11 protein-coding genes are annotated in these 14,915 nt (G+C 37.6%); 7 read left to right on the forward strand and 4 right to left on the reverse strand.

What is annotated here, in order from left to right; translation table 11 throughout:
* Positions 1 to 67: 67 nt before the first annotated feature.
* Positions 68 to 997 (reverse strand): bifunctional riboflavin kinase/FAD synthetase, encoded by a 930-nt coding sequence (locus tag QUH73_RS04870; protein ID WP_289529337.1) that lies wholly within the window; start codon positions 995 to 997, stop codon positions 68 to 70.
* A gap of 532 nt (positions 998 to 1,529) precedes the next feature.
* Here QUH73_RS04870 and QUH73_RS04875 point away from each other — a divergent pair.
* From QUH73_RS04875 to QUH73_RS04905, 7 genes are all read left to right on the forward strand, one after another.
* Positions 1,530 to 2,684, forward strand: coding sequence for a TlpA disulfide reductase family protein (locus tag QUH73_RS04875; protein WP_289529338.1), 1,155 nt, complete (start codon positions 1,530 to 1,532; stop codon positions 2,682 to 2,684).
* A 92-nt stretch (positions 2,685 to 2,776) separates the two neighbouring features.
* The gene (locus QUH73_RS04880) at positions 2,777 to 3,547 is read left to right on the forward strand and encodes a UDP-2,3-diacylglucosamine diphosphatase (RefSeq protein ID WP_289529339.1); all 771 of its coding nucleotides are present in this window, start codon (positions 2,777 to 2,779) and stop codon (positions 3,545 to 3,547) included.
* A 186-nt stretch (positions 3,548 to 3,733) separates the two neighbouring features.
* Positions 3,734 to 5,107 (forward strand): DNA recombination protein RmuC, encoded by a 1,374-nt coding sequence (rmuC, locus tag QUH73_RS04885; RefSeq protein ID WP_289529340.1) that lies wholly within the window; start codon positions 3,734 to 3,736, stop codon positions 5,105 to 5,107.
* A gap of 308 nt (positions 5,108 to 5,415) precedes the next feature.
* Positions 5,416 to 6,228: a hypothetical protein gene (locus tag QUH73_RS04890; RefSeq protein WP_289529341.1), complete on the forward strand. Its 813-nt coding sequence runs from the start codon at positions 5,416 to 5,418 to the stop codon at positions 6,226 to 6,228.
* Between the two features lie 820 nt (positions 6,229 to 7,048).
* The gene (locus QUH73_RS04895; protein ID WP_289529342.1) at positions 7,049 to 7,771 is read left to right on the forward strand and encodes a helix-turn-helix transcriptional regulator; all 723 of its coding nucleotides are present in this window, start codon (positions 7,049 to 7,051) and stop codon (positions 7,769 to 7,771) included.
* 142 nt (positions 7,772 to 7,913) lie between these two features.
* On the forward strand, positions 7,914 to 8,372 hold the full coding sequence (locus QUH73_RS04900) for a GyrI-like domain-containing protein (protein WP_289529343.1): 459 nt from the start codon (positions 7,914 to 7,916) through the stop codon (positions 8,370 to 8,372).
* Between the two features lie 14 nt (positions 8,373 to 8,386).
* Complete coding sequence (locus tag QUH73_RS04905; RefSeq protein ID WP_289529344.1) at positions 8,387 to 8,755, forward strand: DUF1801 domain-containing protein; 369 nt, start codon at positions 8,387 to 8,389, stop codon at positions 8,753 to 8,755.
* Positions 8,756 to 9,025: 270 nt separating this feature from the next.
* On the opposite strand, the gene QUH73_RS04910 is transcribed toward QUH73_RS04905, so the two are convergent.
* The 3 genes from QUH73_RS04910 to QUH73_RS04920 form a co-directional block, all read right to left on the reverse strand.
* The gene (locus QUH73_RS04910; RefSeq protein ID WP_289529345.1) at positions 9,026 to 10,198 is read right to left on the reverse strand and encodes a trans-sulfuration enzyme family protein; all 1,173 of its coding nucleotides are present in this window, start codon (positions 10,196 to 10,198) and stop codon (positions 9,026 to 9,028) included.
* A gap of 388 nt (positions 10,199 to 10,586) precedes the next feature.
* Positions 10,587 to 11,930 carry a DmsC/YnfH family molybdoenzyme membrane anchor subunit gene (locus QUH73_RS04915; protein ID WP_289529346.1) on the reverse strand — a complete coding sequence of 448 codons (1,344 nt, stop codon included), beginning with the start codon at positions 11,928 to 11,930 and terminating at the stop codon, positions 10,587 to 10,589.
* A 460-nt stretch (positions 11,931 to 12,390) separates the two neighbouring features.
* Complete coding sequence (locus QUH73_RS04920; RefSeq protein WP_289529347.1) at positions 12,391 to 14,421, reverse strand: molybdopterin-containing oxidoreductase family protein; 2,031 nt, start codon at positions 14,419 to 14,421, stop codon at positions 12,391 to 12,393.
* Positions 14,422 to 14,915 lie beyond the last annotated feature (494 nt).

Here is a 14,915-nt window from a genome sequence, read left to right on the forward strand (position 1 = left end):
CTATTTCATTGAAATACAAAACCCCGGAGAGTTTTCTTCGGGGTTATTTTTTAGCTGTGTTAATTATTTATCCCAACAAAGCTGCAACTTCAATTTTATCCAGTGCCAACTGAGCTTTCAACTCATCAAGTGAGGCAAAAAGCTGCTCGTTTCGAATGCGCTGATAAAAATGAATCGTAATATTTTTGTAGTAAATATCCTTATCAAAATCCAATATATGAACTTCGATAGACCGGTTATCTAACTGATTATTTACGGTTGGCCGAACACCAATATTCAGCATTCCCAAATACCGTTTATCATCCACGTCAACCTTTACGGCATAAACGCCGTCTTTTGGAACCAGTTTATAGCTTTCCTGAGGATCAATATTTGCCGTTGGAAATCCAATAGTATGTCCTAATTTCTTCCCGTTAACAACATCTCCCTTAATGAAAAACCGATAACCCAGATATTTATTTGCCATTTGAATATCGCCATCAGCAATGGCATTCCTTATTTTTGTAGAGCTAACATTTATAGCATCCATATTCAAAACATCCTGACGCTCTATTTTAAAATTTAACTGATCGGCAAAAATCTTTAAATCCTCATATTTCCCTTCCCGGTTGTGCCCAAAACGATGATCGTAACCAACCACCAGATATTTCATCCCCAATTGCTTCACCAAAATCTTTTCAACAAACTCAACGTAAGTTAATTTGGAAAATTCTTTTGTAAAAGGATAAACAACTAAATGATCGATACCCGTAGCTTCGAGCAACACCTTCTTTTCTTCCAGGGTATTGATTAAGCGCAAGCCATTGTCCTCTGTATTTAAAACCAGTCGTGGGTGAGGATAAAAAGTGAATATTACAGTTTCTCCATTTACTTTTTGAGCCAATTCCTGCAAGCGACGAATCACTTTTCGATGCCCAAGATGCACCCCATCGAAGGTGCCAATAGTAACAACTGGATTAATTGCGGAAAAATCTTTTAAATCCGTATATATTTTCATGTGCCGGCAAAATTATTCTATCAAAAACATTCTCTTTCATCTCCACCTCTCATCCAGCTTTTTACAGCTATACAATTGAGAATACATCTTAATTTCTTGATGCAAAAATATGAAAATTTAAGGAACAAACTCAGCCTTAAAGGAAGCGAATTAAATTTCATGCGAATGATTGAAACAAAACGATTCCTCTGTAAGACGCAAATAAGACATTTTTTTACACAGAACAAATTGAATCGGAGCAGGAAATAATAATGATTAAACAGGAAATTATTAGTAAATTTCCCGCTTAGTTTCCGAATACAATTATGAGATAATTAAATTTATTTCGTTTTTCTATAGTAATATTATGAGGATCACTTACTAAATAAGTGGCTGTAAATATTCATCCGGACGAGAATATAAGAACTGTTGAACGTAACCAAAGAAAGCTAATCATATGAAACGTCCATGCCAAGGTGTTTTGATATACAAGAGGATGATTATTCCAGCTTGGTAAGTTCCATATGGCAACTAAAAAACAAATTATAATCATATGAAAAAATTATTATTCGCCCTTCCAATCCTTTTATTCTGGGCTTGTAGTCAAAAAGACCTTGTTAAAGTTGAAGGTAAAATTGATAATGCCGAAGGTAAGGTATTGTACTTTGACAGACTGAATACTGCTGGTGTTGAAGTTTTGGACTCTACTACATTGGATGAAGAAGGTCGATTTAAATTTAAAGTGGAAAACACCAAACCCGAATTCTATTTACTGCGCCTTTCGAATGGAAAATTAATTACCCTTTTAGCTGAAGCCAAGGAGAGCATTCTTGTTTACAGCAAAAGTGAAAATATGGGAAAAAATTACATTGTTGAAGGCTCCAAAGGCTCGAAGTTAGTTAAGGAGCTGAACGACAAATTGAATGAAACCAAAGACCAACTTGCAGGAATCCGAAAAGATCTAGAAGAGAAAAAGAATGATCCGAACTACTCCAGCATTTCGCAAAACCTATTGGCTGATTACGTGAAAGCTCTTCAAAGCCAAAGAGAATTTTCAATTAATTTCATCATGAAAAATGCCACCTCTTTATCAAGTTATATGGCTTTGTATCAGAAATTAGATGACAAGACTTTTACCTTAAACGAGAACGATGACATCCAATATGTTAAAATCGTAGCGTCATCGATGAAAGCCTTGTATCCTGAACATGATTACACCAAAGCAATTTTAAGTAATCTTGCCGATCTTGAAAAACGTATGGTCAACCTTAAAATGTCTAAGCTGATTGAAGAAAAAGGAAGTAGTTTTCCTGATATTACTCTTCCAAATGCAAAAGGAAAGGAAATTACCCTTAGCTCTTTACAAGGTAAATTTATTGTTCTAAGTTTTTGGGCGTCTCAAGATGCCAATTCTCGCAAACAAAACGCAAGCTTGAAGAAGGTATACGATAAATTCAACAAAAAAGGACTGGAAATTTATCAGGTTTCTGTTGATCAGAATAAAAATTTATGGACTAAAGCCATTCAGGAAGATCAGTTAAACTGGACTAATGTCTGCGATTTAAAAAACGGAAGTGCTATGGCAACCAGACTATACAATATTCAGTCAGTACCATCCAACTACCTGTTGGATCAGAAAGGTGAAATTGTTGGAAAAAACCTTTTCGGATTGGCTTTGGAAGAGAAAGTTGCCGAATACGTGAAGTAAAGTTTACACAAAAACTCATCCCACAGCCCCTTCTCCTAAACGCGAAGGGGGAGAAAAAAATAACAATTACAAACCATTTGTCTTAGACAGAAATGATCGATAACAAAAAAATATACTTTGCATCGGATGTACATTTAGGAGCTCCTGCTTTACGAAACAACCGCGAACGCGAAAAGTTGTTTGTACGATGGCTCGATCAGGTTAAGGATGATGCAGAAACCATCTATCTGATGGGAGATATTTTTGATTTTTGGTTTGAGTACAAACGTGCTGTGCCAAGAGGTTTTACTCGTGTACTGGGTAAAATTGCTGAAATTACTGATTCTGGAATTCCTGTACATTTCTTTACCGGCAACCACGACATTTGGGTGTTCGACTACTTACCAACCGAAGTTGGTGTGATTGTACATCGGGATATCGTAAAAACTGAAATTAAGGGGAAAAAGTTTTTCCTTGGGCATGGTGATGGATTGGGCCCCTTCGACAAGAATTACAAACTACTGAAGAAAATGTTTACCAGTCGTTTTTTGCAATGGTCGTTTGCCCGTATCCATCCAAATTTATCGATTTGGTTAGCCCTTAAATGGTCGGGACACAGCAGACTTCGAGATGGAAAAGTAGAGGCTGACAGCTTTAGAGGCATGGATAAGGAATGGCTGATTCTGTTTGCCAAAGATGAACTGAAAAAGGAACATTTCGACTACTTTGTTTTTGGACACCGGCACTGGCCCTGTGATGTTGATTTGGATGGGAAAAGCAGATACATCAACACCGGCGATTGGGTGACTCATTTTACCTATGCTGTATTCGATGGAGAAAAAATGGAGGTTAAGGAATACGAAAAACCAAAGATGAACCGCTAAGGAAAACGAAGAATTACACTAAGAACACAAAGTTTATTTACATATTTCACTTTGAGAAACTATCTATTCTCTGTCCGATTGGTATTGGAAAAACAGAAGTGCTTTTTTTAGGTTCGTGATTAAATTCTTTGCGATACATCATGAAATACTTAGTGCATACTTTGTGATAAAACAAAAAAATACAAAATGGAAATAGTATACATAGCAATCGGAATTATCTGTGGATTGGTTATTGCCTGGTTTATCTACCGCAGAAAAGCAGGACAAGAGTCGGCTTTGCACCGTGAAGAGTTGCTGAAACAGGAAAATGCTTTTATCAACGAAAAGAGTGAGCTTTCGCACAAACTCTCGGTTTTGGAAGAGCGTGCCAATAATCTGCTAAAGGAGAAAACAGATGCAAACGAAGCGGTTAATCTGGAACGTCAGAAGAATGAGAATTTGACCCGCTCTGTTTCCATATCCGCCACCGAGCGAAAAAATTTAGAAGAACGCTTAACCACTCAAAAACAAGAACTGGAAGAACTTCAGAAGAAATTTACTACTGAATTCGAAAATATAGCCACCAAAATACTAAAGGAAAACACCAAAGAATTTACGACATCCAATCAAAAAAACATGAGTGACATCATGAGCCCGATTAAGGAAAAACTGATGTCGTTTGAAAAAAAGGTGGAGGAAACTTACGATAGGGAACTGCGTGATAAAATCAGCCTGAAAGAAGAGGTGAAAAAGCTTTACGATCTGAATTCTAAAATTAGTGATGAAGCCAATAACCTGACCAAAGCCTTAAAGGGTGATGTGAAAAAACAAGGGAATTGGGGTGAAGTAGTGTTAGAAAGAATATTGGAGAGATCAGGTTTAACCAAAGGTCAGGAATACGACCGCGAAGTGGTGATGCAAAACAGTGAAGGACAAACCATTCGCCCAGATGTAATCATTCATCTTCCAGAAGAAAAACACGTAATTGTTGATTCTAAAGTATCGCTGATTGCTTACGAACGATATGTAAATTCAATTGGTGATGTGGATGCCGAAAAATTCCAAAAGGAACACATTGTTTCGATGAAAGCTCACGTAAAAGAATTGGCCGAGAAACATTATCAAAGCTCTGCAGCAATAAACTCGCCTGACTTTGTTCTCATGTTTATGCCAATTGAATCATCCTTTGCCATGGCAGTGCAATACGATCAGGAGCTTTTTAATTATGCGTGGGACAACAAAATTGTAATTGTGAGTCCTTCAACATTGCTGGCAACCTTGCGTACCATTGCTTCGATCTGGAAACAGGAACAGCAAAACCGAAATGTGTTGGAAATTGCCAAGCAAGGTGGTTTGCTTTACGACAAATTAGTTGGTTTTGTTGAGGATATGATCAATTTAGGCAGACAAATGGACACCTCAAAAAAGACTTATGCTACCGCAATGAATAAGTTAACCGAAGGAAGTGGTAACCTTATTCGAAGAGCAGAGAACATTCGTGAGTTAGGCGCAAAAGTAAAAAAGAAACTGCCTCAATCGCTGATCGATAGAATTAACGATACGGAAGCAATTGCAGAATAATCATAAAATACCTATACTAAAAAAAGGTCACGACATGTCGTGACCTTTTTATTTGCACCAAAATATTATCGTTCCAAGAAGTTTGTGCAGTGTCGCTAAACTTAAACCCGATTGCCCGAACTATCCGGGATTATTTCATCTGCTAATTACAATCAATACAAATAGACAATTGATCTATATTAAAAAAAACTTCTGTTAACATTAATCCAATTTTATTTTGATAAATTCACAAATTATTTTTCATATTGATTTACGTGAAATTTGAATTTTTGCATTAATAACAAGATTAAACTCTAAATAAACCAAGTATGAATTATTTAAAATACCTCTTACCAATTCTTTTGTTTTCTTCTTTTCAGCTTAGTGCTCAAGACAAAATTGTAAAAACCAATCAGGATACCATTGCATGTAAGGTTAAGGAAGTTTTAACCGATGAGGTAAAATACATCATTCCGGAAACCTCAAATGACATTCTGTTTGGAATCGATAAAAATGACATTCTGAAAATCATATTGGAAAACGGGAAAGAGCTGAGCTTTTCTCATTCTCTTTATGGAAAGGAAACCTATGAAAATCAGAAAAAACATGCCATTAAAGTAGATTTTCTGGCTCCCTTAACCGGAAACACAACATTATCATATGAAAAACTAATCCGACCTTCAAGAAGCTGGGAAGTTAGTTTGGGGATAATTGGTTTAGGTGTTGATAATAACGACGAGAATCCCCGAGGTGCTTTTGCGAAGTTTGGTATGAAATTTATAAAGAGTCCAGACTTTTATTTGAAAGGCATGCGTTACGCTCATGTTTTAAAAGGAACCTATGTAAAACCTGAGATTGCTTTCTCGACCTATTCTTATGAGAACAGAAATTATGATTATTTATACGGTTACTCATCTAATTATGGTGAGCGTGAGTCGAATTGGGCGGTTGCATTTAATATTATTGTAGGAAAGCAATATGTTTTTAACGATATTTTTCTTTTGGATATGTACTTTGGATTAGGTTATGGCTTTAGTGGTAATAATGACTACGAATCCTATCATTATGGTTTTTCGGGTGCCAATTCGGATACACCACTGACTATAACGGCTGGTCTTAAAATTGGTATTTTGCTGAAATAAAAAAACTTCAATAATATTTAGCTAGGGTCACGATAGGTCGTGACCCTTTTTTTATTCATGAACAAGAGATAAACATGCTGTACGCCCTATTACTGTTGACCCGTTTTGCAGCAGGAAGGTCTTTTTACCAACAGGAAACCTAAACTGAGCAACAGGAGCACTATCTCTCCAACAGGAGACCTAAACTTAGCAACAGGAGCAACATTTGAACAACAGGAGACTCAAATCGAGCTACAGGAGTATAAAAGTATCCATCTGGAATATCAATTTGCCCGACAGGCATAAGAAATTCTCATTTTTACCTACCAATAATACCAAAGTCGGTTGTAATACTCCGAATATCACTTTCCTTTTTGCGCTAAAAATAATGCCTTGTAAAATAACCAACTTGTTTCTTTTGTTTAGGGATTATTGTTTTGTAGATTCATGGGCGGAAAAAAAACGCTGTCGCACGATTGTATCGTGTGATAAAAAGTTAAGCAGATAAGCTTAAAAGGAACGCGATGCAATCGCACCAGTTTGGGGTCCAAAAAGTTCGATTTTATTGTCATTCTGAGCATTCTAAGATAAAACCAAACATTTAAGCACTTAATTTCACAAAAGGCTCTACCAGTAACAAAATGGTATCTACTTCGCCCAATGTGGCTTTCATTGTAATAAACACCCTATAAATAAAACAATTAAAAGACATAAAAGGACTATTACATTTTTCTTTAATTTTAATAGCTCTAACATTTCTTGTTTCTTGTGAGCGGGAACAAATGCAACAAAATACATAGAAAAATAAAACGTGCCACACACAAGCAAAAAACCATCCAAAATGGAAGAAAAACCTAGACTGTCAAGATTAACTGCTATATTAACTCAACTACAATCAAAACAGATTTTAACGGCCCGCGAAATTGCTAAAAAGCATAATGTCAGCATCCGCACTGTATATCGGGATATTAGAACACTTGAAAATTCTGGAATCCCAATAATTACAGAAGAAGGAAAAGGCTATTCCCTAATGCAAGGATTCAATCTTCCCCCAGTAATGTTTACAGAAAAAGAAGCAAATGCCTTAATAACAGCTGAACAACTAATAGTAAGAAACAAAGACAAATCTTTTACCGAGGAATATCAAAATGCTGTTTCTAAAATAAAATCGATTTTACGACACTCTCAGAAAGAAAAGATTGAGTTTTTATCTGAAAGAATATTTTTCAGGAATAATCCGGAAAGTCAGAAAACAAGTGATTATTTAATGACCATTCAATCAGCAATTACAAATTCTAATCTTATAAAAATTGAATATAAATCTTTGCAAGGAGAATTTACAAAACGAACAATTGAACCATTTGCAATATACAGCACCCAAGAAAACTGGCTGTTAATTGCTATCTGTCAGTTAAGAAATGATTTTAGAGTTTTTCGACTTGACCATATTGAGAAATTAATTGTTCAAAAAGAGCATTTTGAACCTCAAAAAATGACACTTCAAGAATATTTTGAAATTTGCAGGGAAAAATACATGACACCCCCTGACACACCTTTGTCATAGCCTGCATTTACTTTTGTAACATTACAAATCATAAAAAATAAGAATATGAAACGTCCATGCCTAAGCAATTTTGACACACAGGGAGATGATTATCTCAGCACGGTAAGTTCCATATGACAAGTCAAAAACAAATTATAATCATATGAAAAAGGTAAGTGTTAATGCATTTAAAGTAATCGGTATTTCAGTAAGAACTACAAACGAAAACGAACAAGCGGCAACAGACATTGGAGGGTTGTGGAACAAGTTTATGACGGAAGGAATTCTTGAGAAAATACCGAACAAAATTGACAATACAATTTATTCAATCTATACAGAATATGAAAGCGACCATACAAGGCCATACACAACAGTTTTGGGTTGCAAAGTTGAAAATCTAAATGAAATACCCAACGGAATGGTTGGTAAATCATTTGAAGGTGGAAAATATATTAAAATATCAGCCAAAGGAGATTTAACAAAAGGATTAATTGTAAATGAATGGACAAAAATATGGGGAATGGATTTAGATCGGGTTTATACAGCAGATTTTGAAGTGTTTGGAGAAAAATTACAAAACCCAAATGACGCAACAATAGACTTTTTAATTGCTGTAAAATAACATCTGAAAAAAATATGATTCGAGAAACTGATAATTATTATTTAAACAAGGAAGAACCGAACAAAAGTTGCTTACTTGCTTTGAGAAAGATTATTCTTACACAAGATGATAACATTACAGAGACAACGAAATGGGGAATGCCTTGCTTTTGCTACAAGAAAAAAATGTTCTGTTACCTTTGGACTGACAAGAAAACAGATGAGCCTTATATTCTTATGGTTGAAGGAAAACACTTGACCCATCCGGAATTAGAAGAAGGAAGTCGTTCCCGAATGAAAATTTTTAGAGTAAACCCGAATGAAGACCTGCCTGTTAATTTTATTGAATTATTATTAAATGACGCTTTAGATTTATATAGAAATGGAACTATAAAAACTAAATAATACCAATTAGGAGCTAAATAGTAAAAACTGTAAATCCTTACTATTTAATACCAAATTAACATCAAAACTGATTTTATAAAATGTTTCTTTCAACTATATCTTCGTTAAAAAAGATGCAACGTAACCCGGATATGTTTTACTTTTTTGCCTTGATCTAACTAAAAATAATTCCATTTTATTTAAAGATACTTTTGAAATTAAATTGGCATATCATAAACCATTAAAGAGATATCTAAAATAAAGGGGCACGACCTATCGTGCCCCCACAGGTTACATATTTTCCAAAGCCTCACCAATCAAGCCTTTCAATTTTTCGATATTCTCGATTCCTACCGATAATCGAATAACTCCCGGTAAGGGATATTTTGCACCCCAAACCGGCTCAACAGGTAGTAAAATGGTATCTACTTCGCCCAATGTCGGAACCAATGGAATTGTATCTTCCAAAGCCGCAATAAAGCGATTGCATTTTTCTCTTTTGTCCTCATCAGAATTTCCTTTGATATCGAAGGTGATCATCCCACCAAAACCATTATCGCCAAACAAAGCCACAGCCTCTTTTCGGGTAGGATGAGATTCCAGTCCGGGATACAACACCTCCTCTATTTTAGAATTATTTTCCAGGTATTTGGCCAATTCCATTGCATTCTTACAATGCTTATCGAATCGCAACTCGAAACTTTTCAGCTGTGTTCCCAATCGGTAAGCATCATCAGGACTTAAGAAATGACCTGCCCATTTTCGGTATTCAATGGCTTCTTTCATCAGTTCCTCATCATTCCCGCAAATAACACCGGCAGTAATGTTTCCATGTCCGCTCAGGTATTTTGTAGCTGAATGAATCACCAGATCAGCTCCATCCAAAAGTGGTTTCCACAAGTAAGGTGTTCCAAAAGTATTGTCTACAATTATTTTAGCTCTGTATTGCTTGGCCAATTCCATGATGCGCTTTACATCGGCAACAATCAACATGGGATTCGAAACGGCTTCGAAATACAAAAACTCAGGTTGAATTTCTGCCAGCATGCGCTCCAATTCCTCAAAATCATACAAACCCTCATTCGCATAAAAACGGTGCACATCCAAATTACGACGCTTGATCAACACCGTATCAATAAATGAATTCGTTCCTCCGTAAATCTCATGAAAGAACAACCAAGGACGGGTTGCTGCTCCTTTCTGAAAAACAGAAACAGCAACATCAATGGCCGCCATTCCGGTTTCCACCAACAAAGCCCAATTGCATTCTTCCAATTCCATAATCTGCTTCTCGGCCGCTACAACAGTCGGGTTACGATATCTGGAATAGATATAATCTTCAGGTTCGTGAGCATGATTCAATTCGGCAGCAAAAGCTTCTTTGGTTCGCTTCGAATTTTGCAGATTAAAGCCAGCTTCGCGGTAAAGCGGCGTATGTGATGCGTTGATTTCTTTTTTCTTCATTGTATTGTGGTTTGACGTATATTAATTTCTAACTACCCCTAAATCCCCTGAAGGGGACTTTTCCAATATGCAAAACAAATTAAGCAATAATTCTTTTAAAGCCCCTTTAGGGGTTTGGGGTATTGAAACTTTAAAACACCCCTCTGGCTATCGCCATCTCCCCTCAAGAAGGGAGAATTCAACTTGTGACTTTTTCATTTAAGAGTCTTTCCCTTCTAGGGAAAGTGCCGACAGGCGAAAGGGTGTTATTCTTCTAATTGACTCTGACAGGTCTAAAGACGCTGTCAGGTCTCGTAATTTCTAATTTAGAATTCGTAATTCTCTTATAGCTTCACCCCTATGTCCTTCGGACATCTCCCCTTAAAGGGAGAACACTCAACAATTGCAATTATACAGTTCCTTTCTTCTTTAGTAAGTCATTCAACTCACCCATTGGTGTTACAATATCTGATTCGTAATAAAACTCAGATCTGTCAATTATTTCTCCTGCAAGAATGATAATCAAAGAAATTGGTAAAACCATTACCATGTCAAGATCCAATAAAATATAGGCCAGCAATAAACAAAGAATTCTCACGAGTGAAAGAACAGGAAAATACCTGATTCCTTTTTTCTTTACTATTGCTTTTCGCCAAATATACAAACTCCCTTTTGTCAAAATTATTAATTCGAGCAAGATAGGTATTGCTGCAATCCAGGCAAAAAGTAAAATTGCGGTTAAACTCACCATAGCTGAATGCAATACCAATCCATCCTTTCTTTTGAGGAATTTGTAGACCCTATCTACCGATATCAGACTGAATATGCCAAAAGCTATGGCCACATAACCAATGATCTGATTTTCGGTGATGATTTGCAGGCCTGTTAATCCAAGAAATGCTGAAAAGGAGACAATTTCACGACTCAGCCACGAACCTTTCACATTCAAAATGAATCGCCACATGCGTAATTTCTTACCTATGTGCAGGGATGTTAGTGCTATTGCAACTACGGAGACAATCGCAAAAGGAATCAATGGCATTCCAACTTTTCCAAACAAATGAGCCGCCTGCCAACTCACCAATCCGGCAACAGCCAAAGTAAAAAGTACCAAGGTCCATTCTTTATCAAGAGAAACTTTCGATTCCTCTTTTGGCAGATAACTTTCCAACTTCTCGCTGCTAATTTCCACCGCATCTAAATTTTCGATGGCTGGTGTTGTATGCTCTTCGAGCAAGGGAATTAGCTGAATGGATGGTTTGATCCCAATATTGATAAAACCTGGAGTGATATGATCTTCTTCAGTTATTTCTTTCTGTCCGAATTCCAAGGCCCCAACCGGACAAGCCTCAACACAAGCCGGACGTTTCCCCTCAGAGATTCTATCGACACAAAAATTGCACTTCTCAACAATTTTAGTGCTTTTATTAAATTTTGGTGCATCATACGGACAAGCCCAAGTGCAATATTTACAGCCAATACAAGCTTCGGCATGATGAATGATGGCTCCGGTTTCTTGATCGCGAGTATAAGCCAGCGCGGGACAATTTTTCATGCAGGGGGCATCTTCGCAATGATTACAAGCCAATGAAAAATGAAAGACCGGCAAGCTGGGATGCTTTAAATTGTTGTGGCAGTTTACCTCGCGCCAATTCACCTGTAAACCGGTGCCGTTTTCAATGCTGCAACCGGCAACACAAGCCATACAGCCAACACATTTATTCGTGTTAAATATGAATGCATTTTTATTCACGTTCCTTTAAAATTAGTTCTTAAAGTTGACTTACATTTCAAACCAACATTGTCCTATTTATTTTTTGTATTGGGCTATCCGCCCAAGCCCGACTTCATTTTTTGGCTTGATCCAAAAAACGAAGCTACCGAACGAAGAGAGATCATGAGTTCCAGAAATTTCATTTACGAATAAAAAAAATCAAGGCTACATTTTAAAAAGCTTTCTTATTTACCTCAAGCTTAAGTGCGGCCGGGTGATCTTCGAACAAGTTCTCAGCTTCCCGGTCTTACTAAATCTTAGAGATAAAACAAAAACTCTTTAAAATAGATGCCAATCAGCACGTAATTTAAATAATCCCCTTTAAAGAAATCATGCACATAATACCATCTAAATGAATAAAGTAAAAGCTATTCTCTAAAACGTTTAGGGCGCAATTGATTTCAAACTTATAATTTGTTCTATTATTAATTCATAATTACTAATTCTTAATTTTCTTTAGATCTACCCAAGTATTGTGAAAAGCTGTTCCATGCCCAATATCTGTTTCTTTTCCTGTGGTGAATAGGTTTGGTGCGGCACCATTTATGGCCCAATGTCCGTTGGTGAGCACCACATTTCCTTGACGCAAACCCAAATCGAATTGTACTCTTACTTCCGATTTTCCCTGATGATTATAAATCTCAACCTTTTCCCTGTTTGCGATTCCTTTTGCTTCGGCATCCAATGGATGAACGTACAAATAAGCTTCGGGTTCGAATTGTTTGATAACCTCCAAATTTCCAAACTGAGAATGAATTCTGTTTTTAGAATTGGGTGAAATCAACTGCAAGGGAAACTCCTTTTGAACCGGCAAGGGCACATAATCCGGCAAGGCATCAATTCCCCAAAGTATTTTGGCTTGCTCGCTATACAATTCTATTTTACCCGATGGAGTCGGGAACTGATGATCTGCGAATGGTATCTCCTCGAAAGAATTGGCCAGTTGCGGTCCTTTCTTTAGTTCTTCCAAACTCAATTCCGGAAAGTCTTTTAAGAATCCATTCAAATATTCTTCAATGGCTTCATCCGTTGGTTCCGGAATGTGTTTGCTGATTGCCGCCTCATCCATACCCAGACGTTTGGCCAGCAAGTAATATATTTCTGTTTCGGGCTTCACTTCTCCGGCAGGTTCCAAAACCTTTTGTTTCAGCTGCACATACGGATTCCAATACGAACCAATGATATCCGATTGCTCGAACATGTTCTTGGCCGGCAAAATAAGATCTGCCTCGTAAGCCGTATCGGTCATGAATTGTTCTACCACCACCCGAAAATCTGCTTTGCGAAATGCCTTGCGAATGGAATTGGTATCCGGATTTTGCGACAAAGGATTCCCTCTCTCCACCCAAATGAATTTCACTTCCGGATCTTTGATGTTTAGCAAATCTTCACCCAATTTGGCTACGGATATTTTTCTGCGAAAACTGGGATGTTCACAACCCGGAAAGTATGATTCCGGTTCTTTTACATCATCGAAAACATAGCTTTGCAAATTGGCATAATGCCAACAGCCGCCTTTCCTGCCAATGTTTCCTGTTATCACCGAAAGGGCCAATAAACAGCGGGTTGTCTGACCGCCGTTTTCGTATCGCTGCAAGCCATACCCCGGAATCAGAGTCATGGGTTTAATGGTTCCGATCTGCTTGGCCAGGCTGCGAATGGCATCTTCTGAAATTCGACAAATCTGCGATACCTTTTCTATCGTGTACGCCTCTACCCGCTCTTTGAACGGTTCGAAACCCAATACATTTTTTTCTATGAACTCATGATCGATCCAATCATTTTTGATGATTTCCCGTGCCAAGCCTAATGCCAATGCCGCATCGGTTCCCGATTTTACCTGAAACAAAGAGTTTGCCCGTTCGGTAGATGGAGTTCTTCTTGGATCGACAACTACAAATTTCGCCCCTTTCTCCTGAGCCTTTTCGATAGGAATCATCTCCTGAATGTTTGTCTCGGCAGGATTTTTTCCCCACAAAACAATCAGTTTGGCGTATTCCAGATCCCAGGGAGCATTGTGTTTGTTCGCACCCAATGTCAATCGGGTTGCCTCCAATCCGGCGGGCCAGCACAAATTACCATAAGTGGTTGTTGCTCCTCCAAAGAGTTTCCAGAAGTTGGTACTCACGCCATTCAACAATCCCGACATGCCACTTGAGGCAAAATACAAGATAGAATGAGGACCGAAATTTTCTTTGCAATGAGTTAGTTTTTCAGCAATGGTATCCAAAGCCTCCTCCCAGGAAATCCGCTCGTATTTCCCTTCGGCCACCTTTTTTTGCGGGTATAATATTCTTGATTTGGAATTGGCTCGTTCCACATAAGCCAGGCCTTTAATGCAAGGTCCTTCGGGGGTTGCCCGATTTTCAATATGGGGTTCAATGCCTGTGACTGTATTGTTTTCTACCCGAACTTTTATGCTGCAGGTGCTGTAGCAGTTTCGCGGACAAGCAGAGGATATCAATTTCATGGGAGTGGATCGTTAAATTTGCCGAAAAATTACTCAAAAAATATATGAAAACCTTGGATCAATAATATCTAATAATCCTCTGGCTGAAGCCAGAGGCAATGCATAAAAACATTAAATAATTATCAAACAATGATACAATGACTCTCATGTCCTTTGTCCCCTGCTTTAGCTGGGGCAATCCATTCAAAACACCTTATCAATCCTCGGGTTGAAACCCGAGGTAATGCATTAGGCACAGCATAAAACCTCAAATAATCATCATCAAAAAAAAGGACACAATACCCCTCATGTCCTTTGTCCCCTGCTTTAGCTGGGGCAATAATATTCAATAATCCTCTGGCTGAAGCCAGAGGCAATACATAAGGCAATGCATAAAACATCAAATAATCATCATCAAAATAACACAATACCCCTCATGTCCTTTGTCCCCTGCTTTAGCTGGGGCAATAATATTCAATAATCCTCTGGCTGAAGCCAGAGGCAATACATAAGGC

The organism is Labilibaculum sp. K2S (assembly GCF_030372765.1).
GTDB lineage: Bacteria > Bacteroidota > Bacteroidia > Bacteroidales > Marinifilaceae > Labilibaculum.

Coding starts and splice junctions, on each gene's coding strand:
- QUH73_RS04870 (WP_289529337.1), bottom strand. CDS start 997: ATGAAAATATATACGGATTTAAAAGATTTTTCCGCAATTAATCCAGTT.
- QUH73_RS04880 (WP_289529339.1), top strand. CDS start 2,777: ATGATCGATAACAAAAAAATATACTTTGCATCGGATGTACATTTAGGA.
- QUH73_RS04895 (WP_289529342.1), top strand. CDS start 7,049: ATGGAAGAAAAACCTAGACTGTCAAGATTAACTGCTATATTAACTCAA.
- QUH73_RS04905 (WP_289529344.1), top strand. CDS start 8,387: ATGATTCGAGAAACTGATAATTATTATTTAAACAAGGAAGAACCGAAC.
- QUH73_RS04900 (WP_289529343.1), top strand. CDS start 7,914: ATGAAAAAGGTAAGTGTTAATGCATTTAAAGTAATCGGTATTTCAGTA.
- QUH73_RS04920 (WP_289529347.1), bottom strand. CDS start 14,421: ATGAAATTGATATCCTCTGCTTGTCCGCGAAACTGCTACAGCACCTGC.
- QUH73_RS04875 (WP_289529338.1), top strand. CDS start 1,530: ATGAAAAAATTATTATTCGCCCTTCCAATCCTTTTATTCTGGGCTTGT.
- QUH73_RS04890 (WP_289529341.1), top strand. CDS start 5,416: ATGAATTATTTAAAATACCTCTTACCAATTCTTTTGTTTTCTTCTTTT.
- QUH73_RS04910 (WP_289529345.1), bottom strand. CDS start 10,198: ATGAAGAAAAAAGAAATCAACGCATCACATACGCCGCTTTACCGCGAA.
- rmuC (WP_289529340.1), top strand. CDS start 3,734: ATGGAAATAGTATACATAGCAATCGGAATTATCTGTGGATTGGTTATT.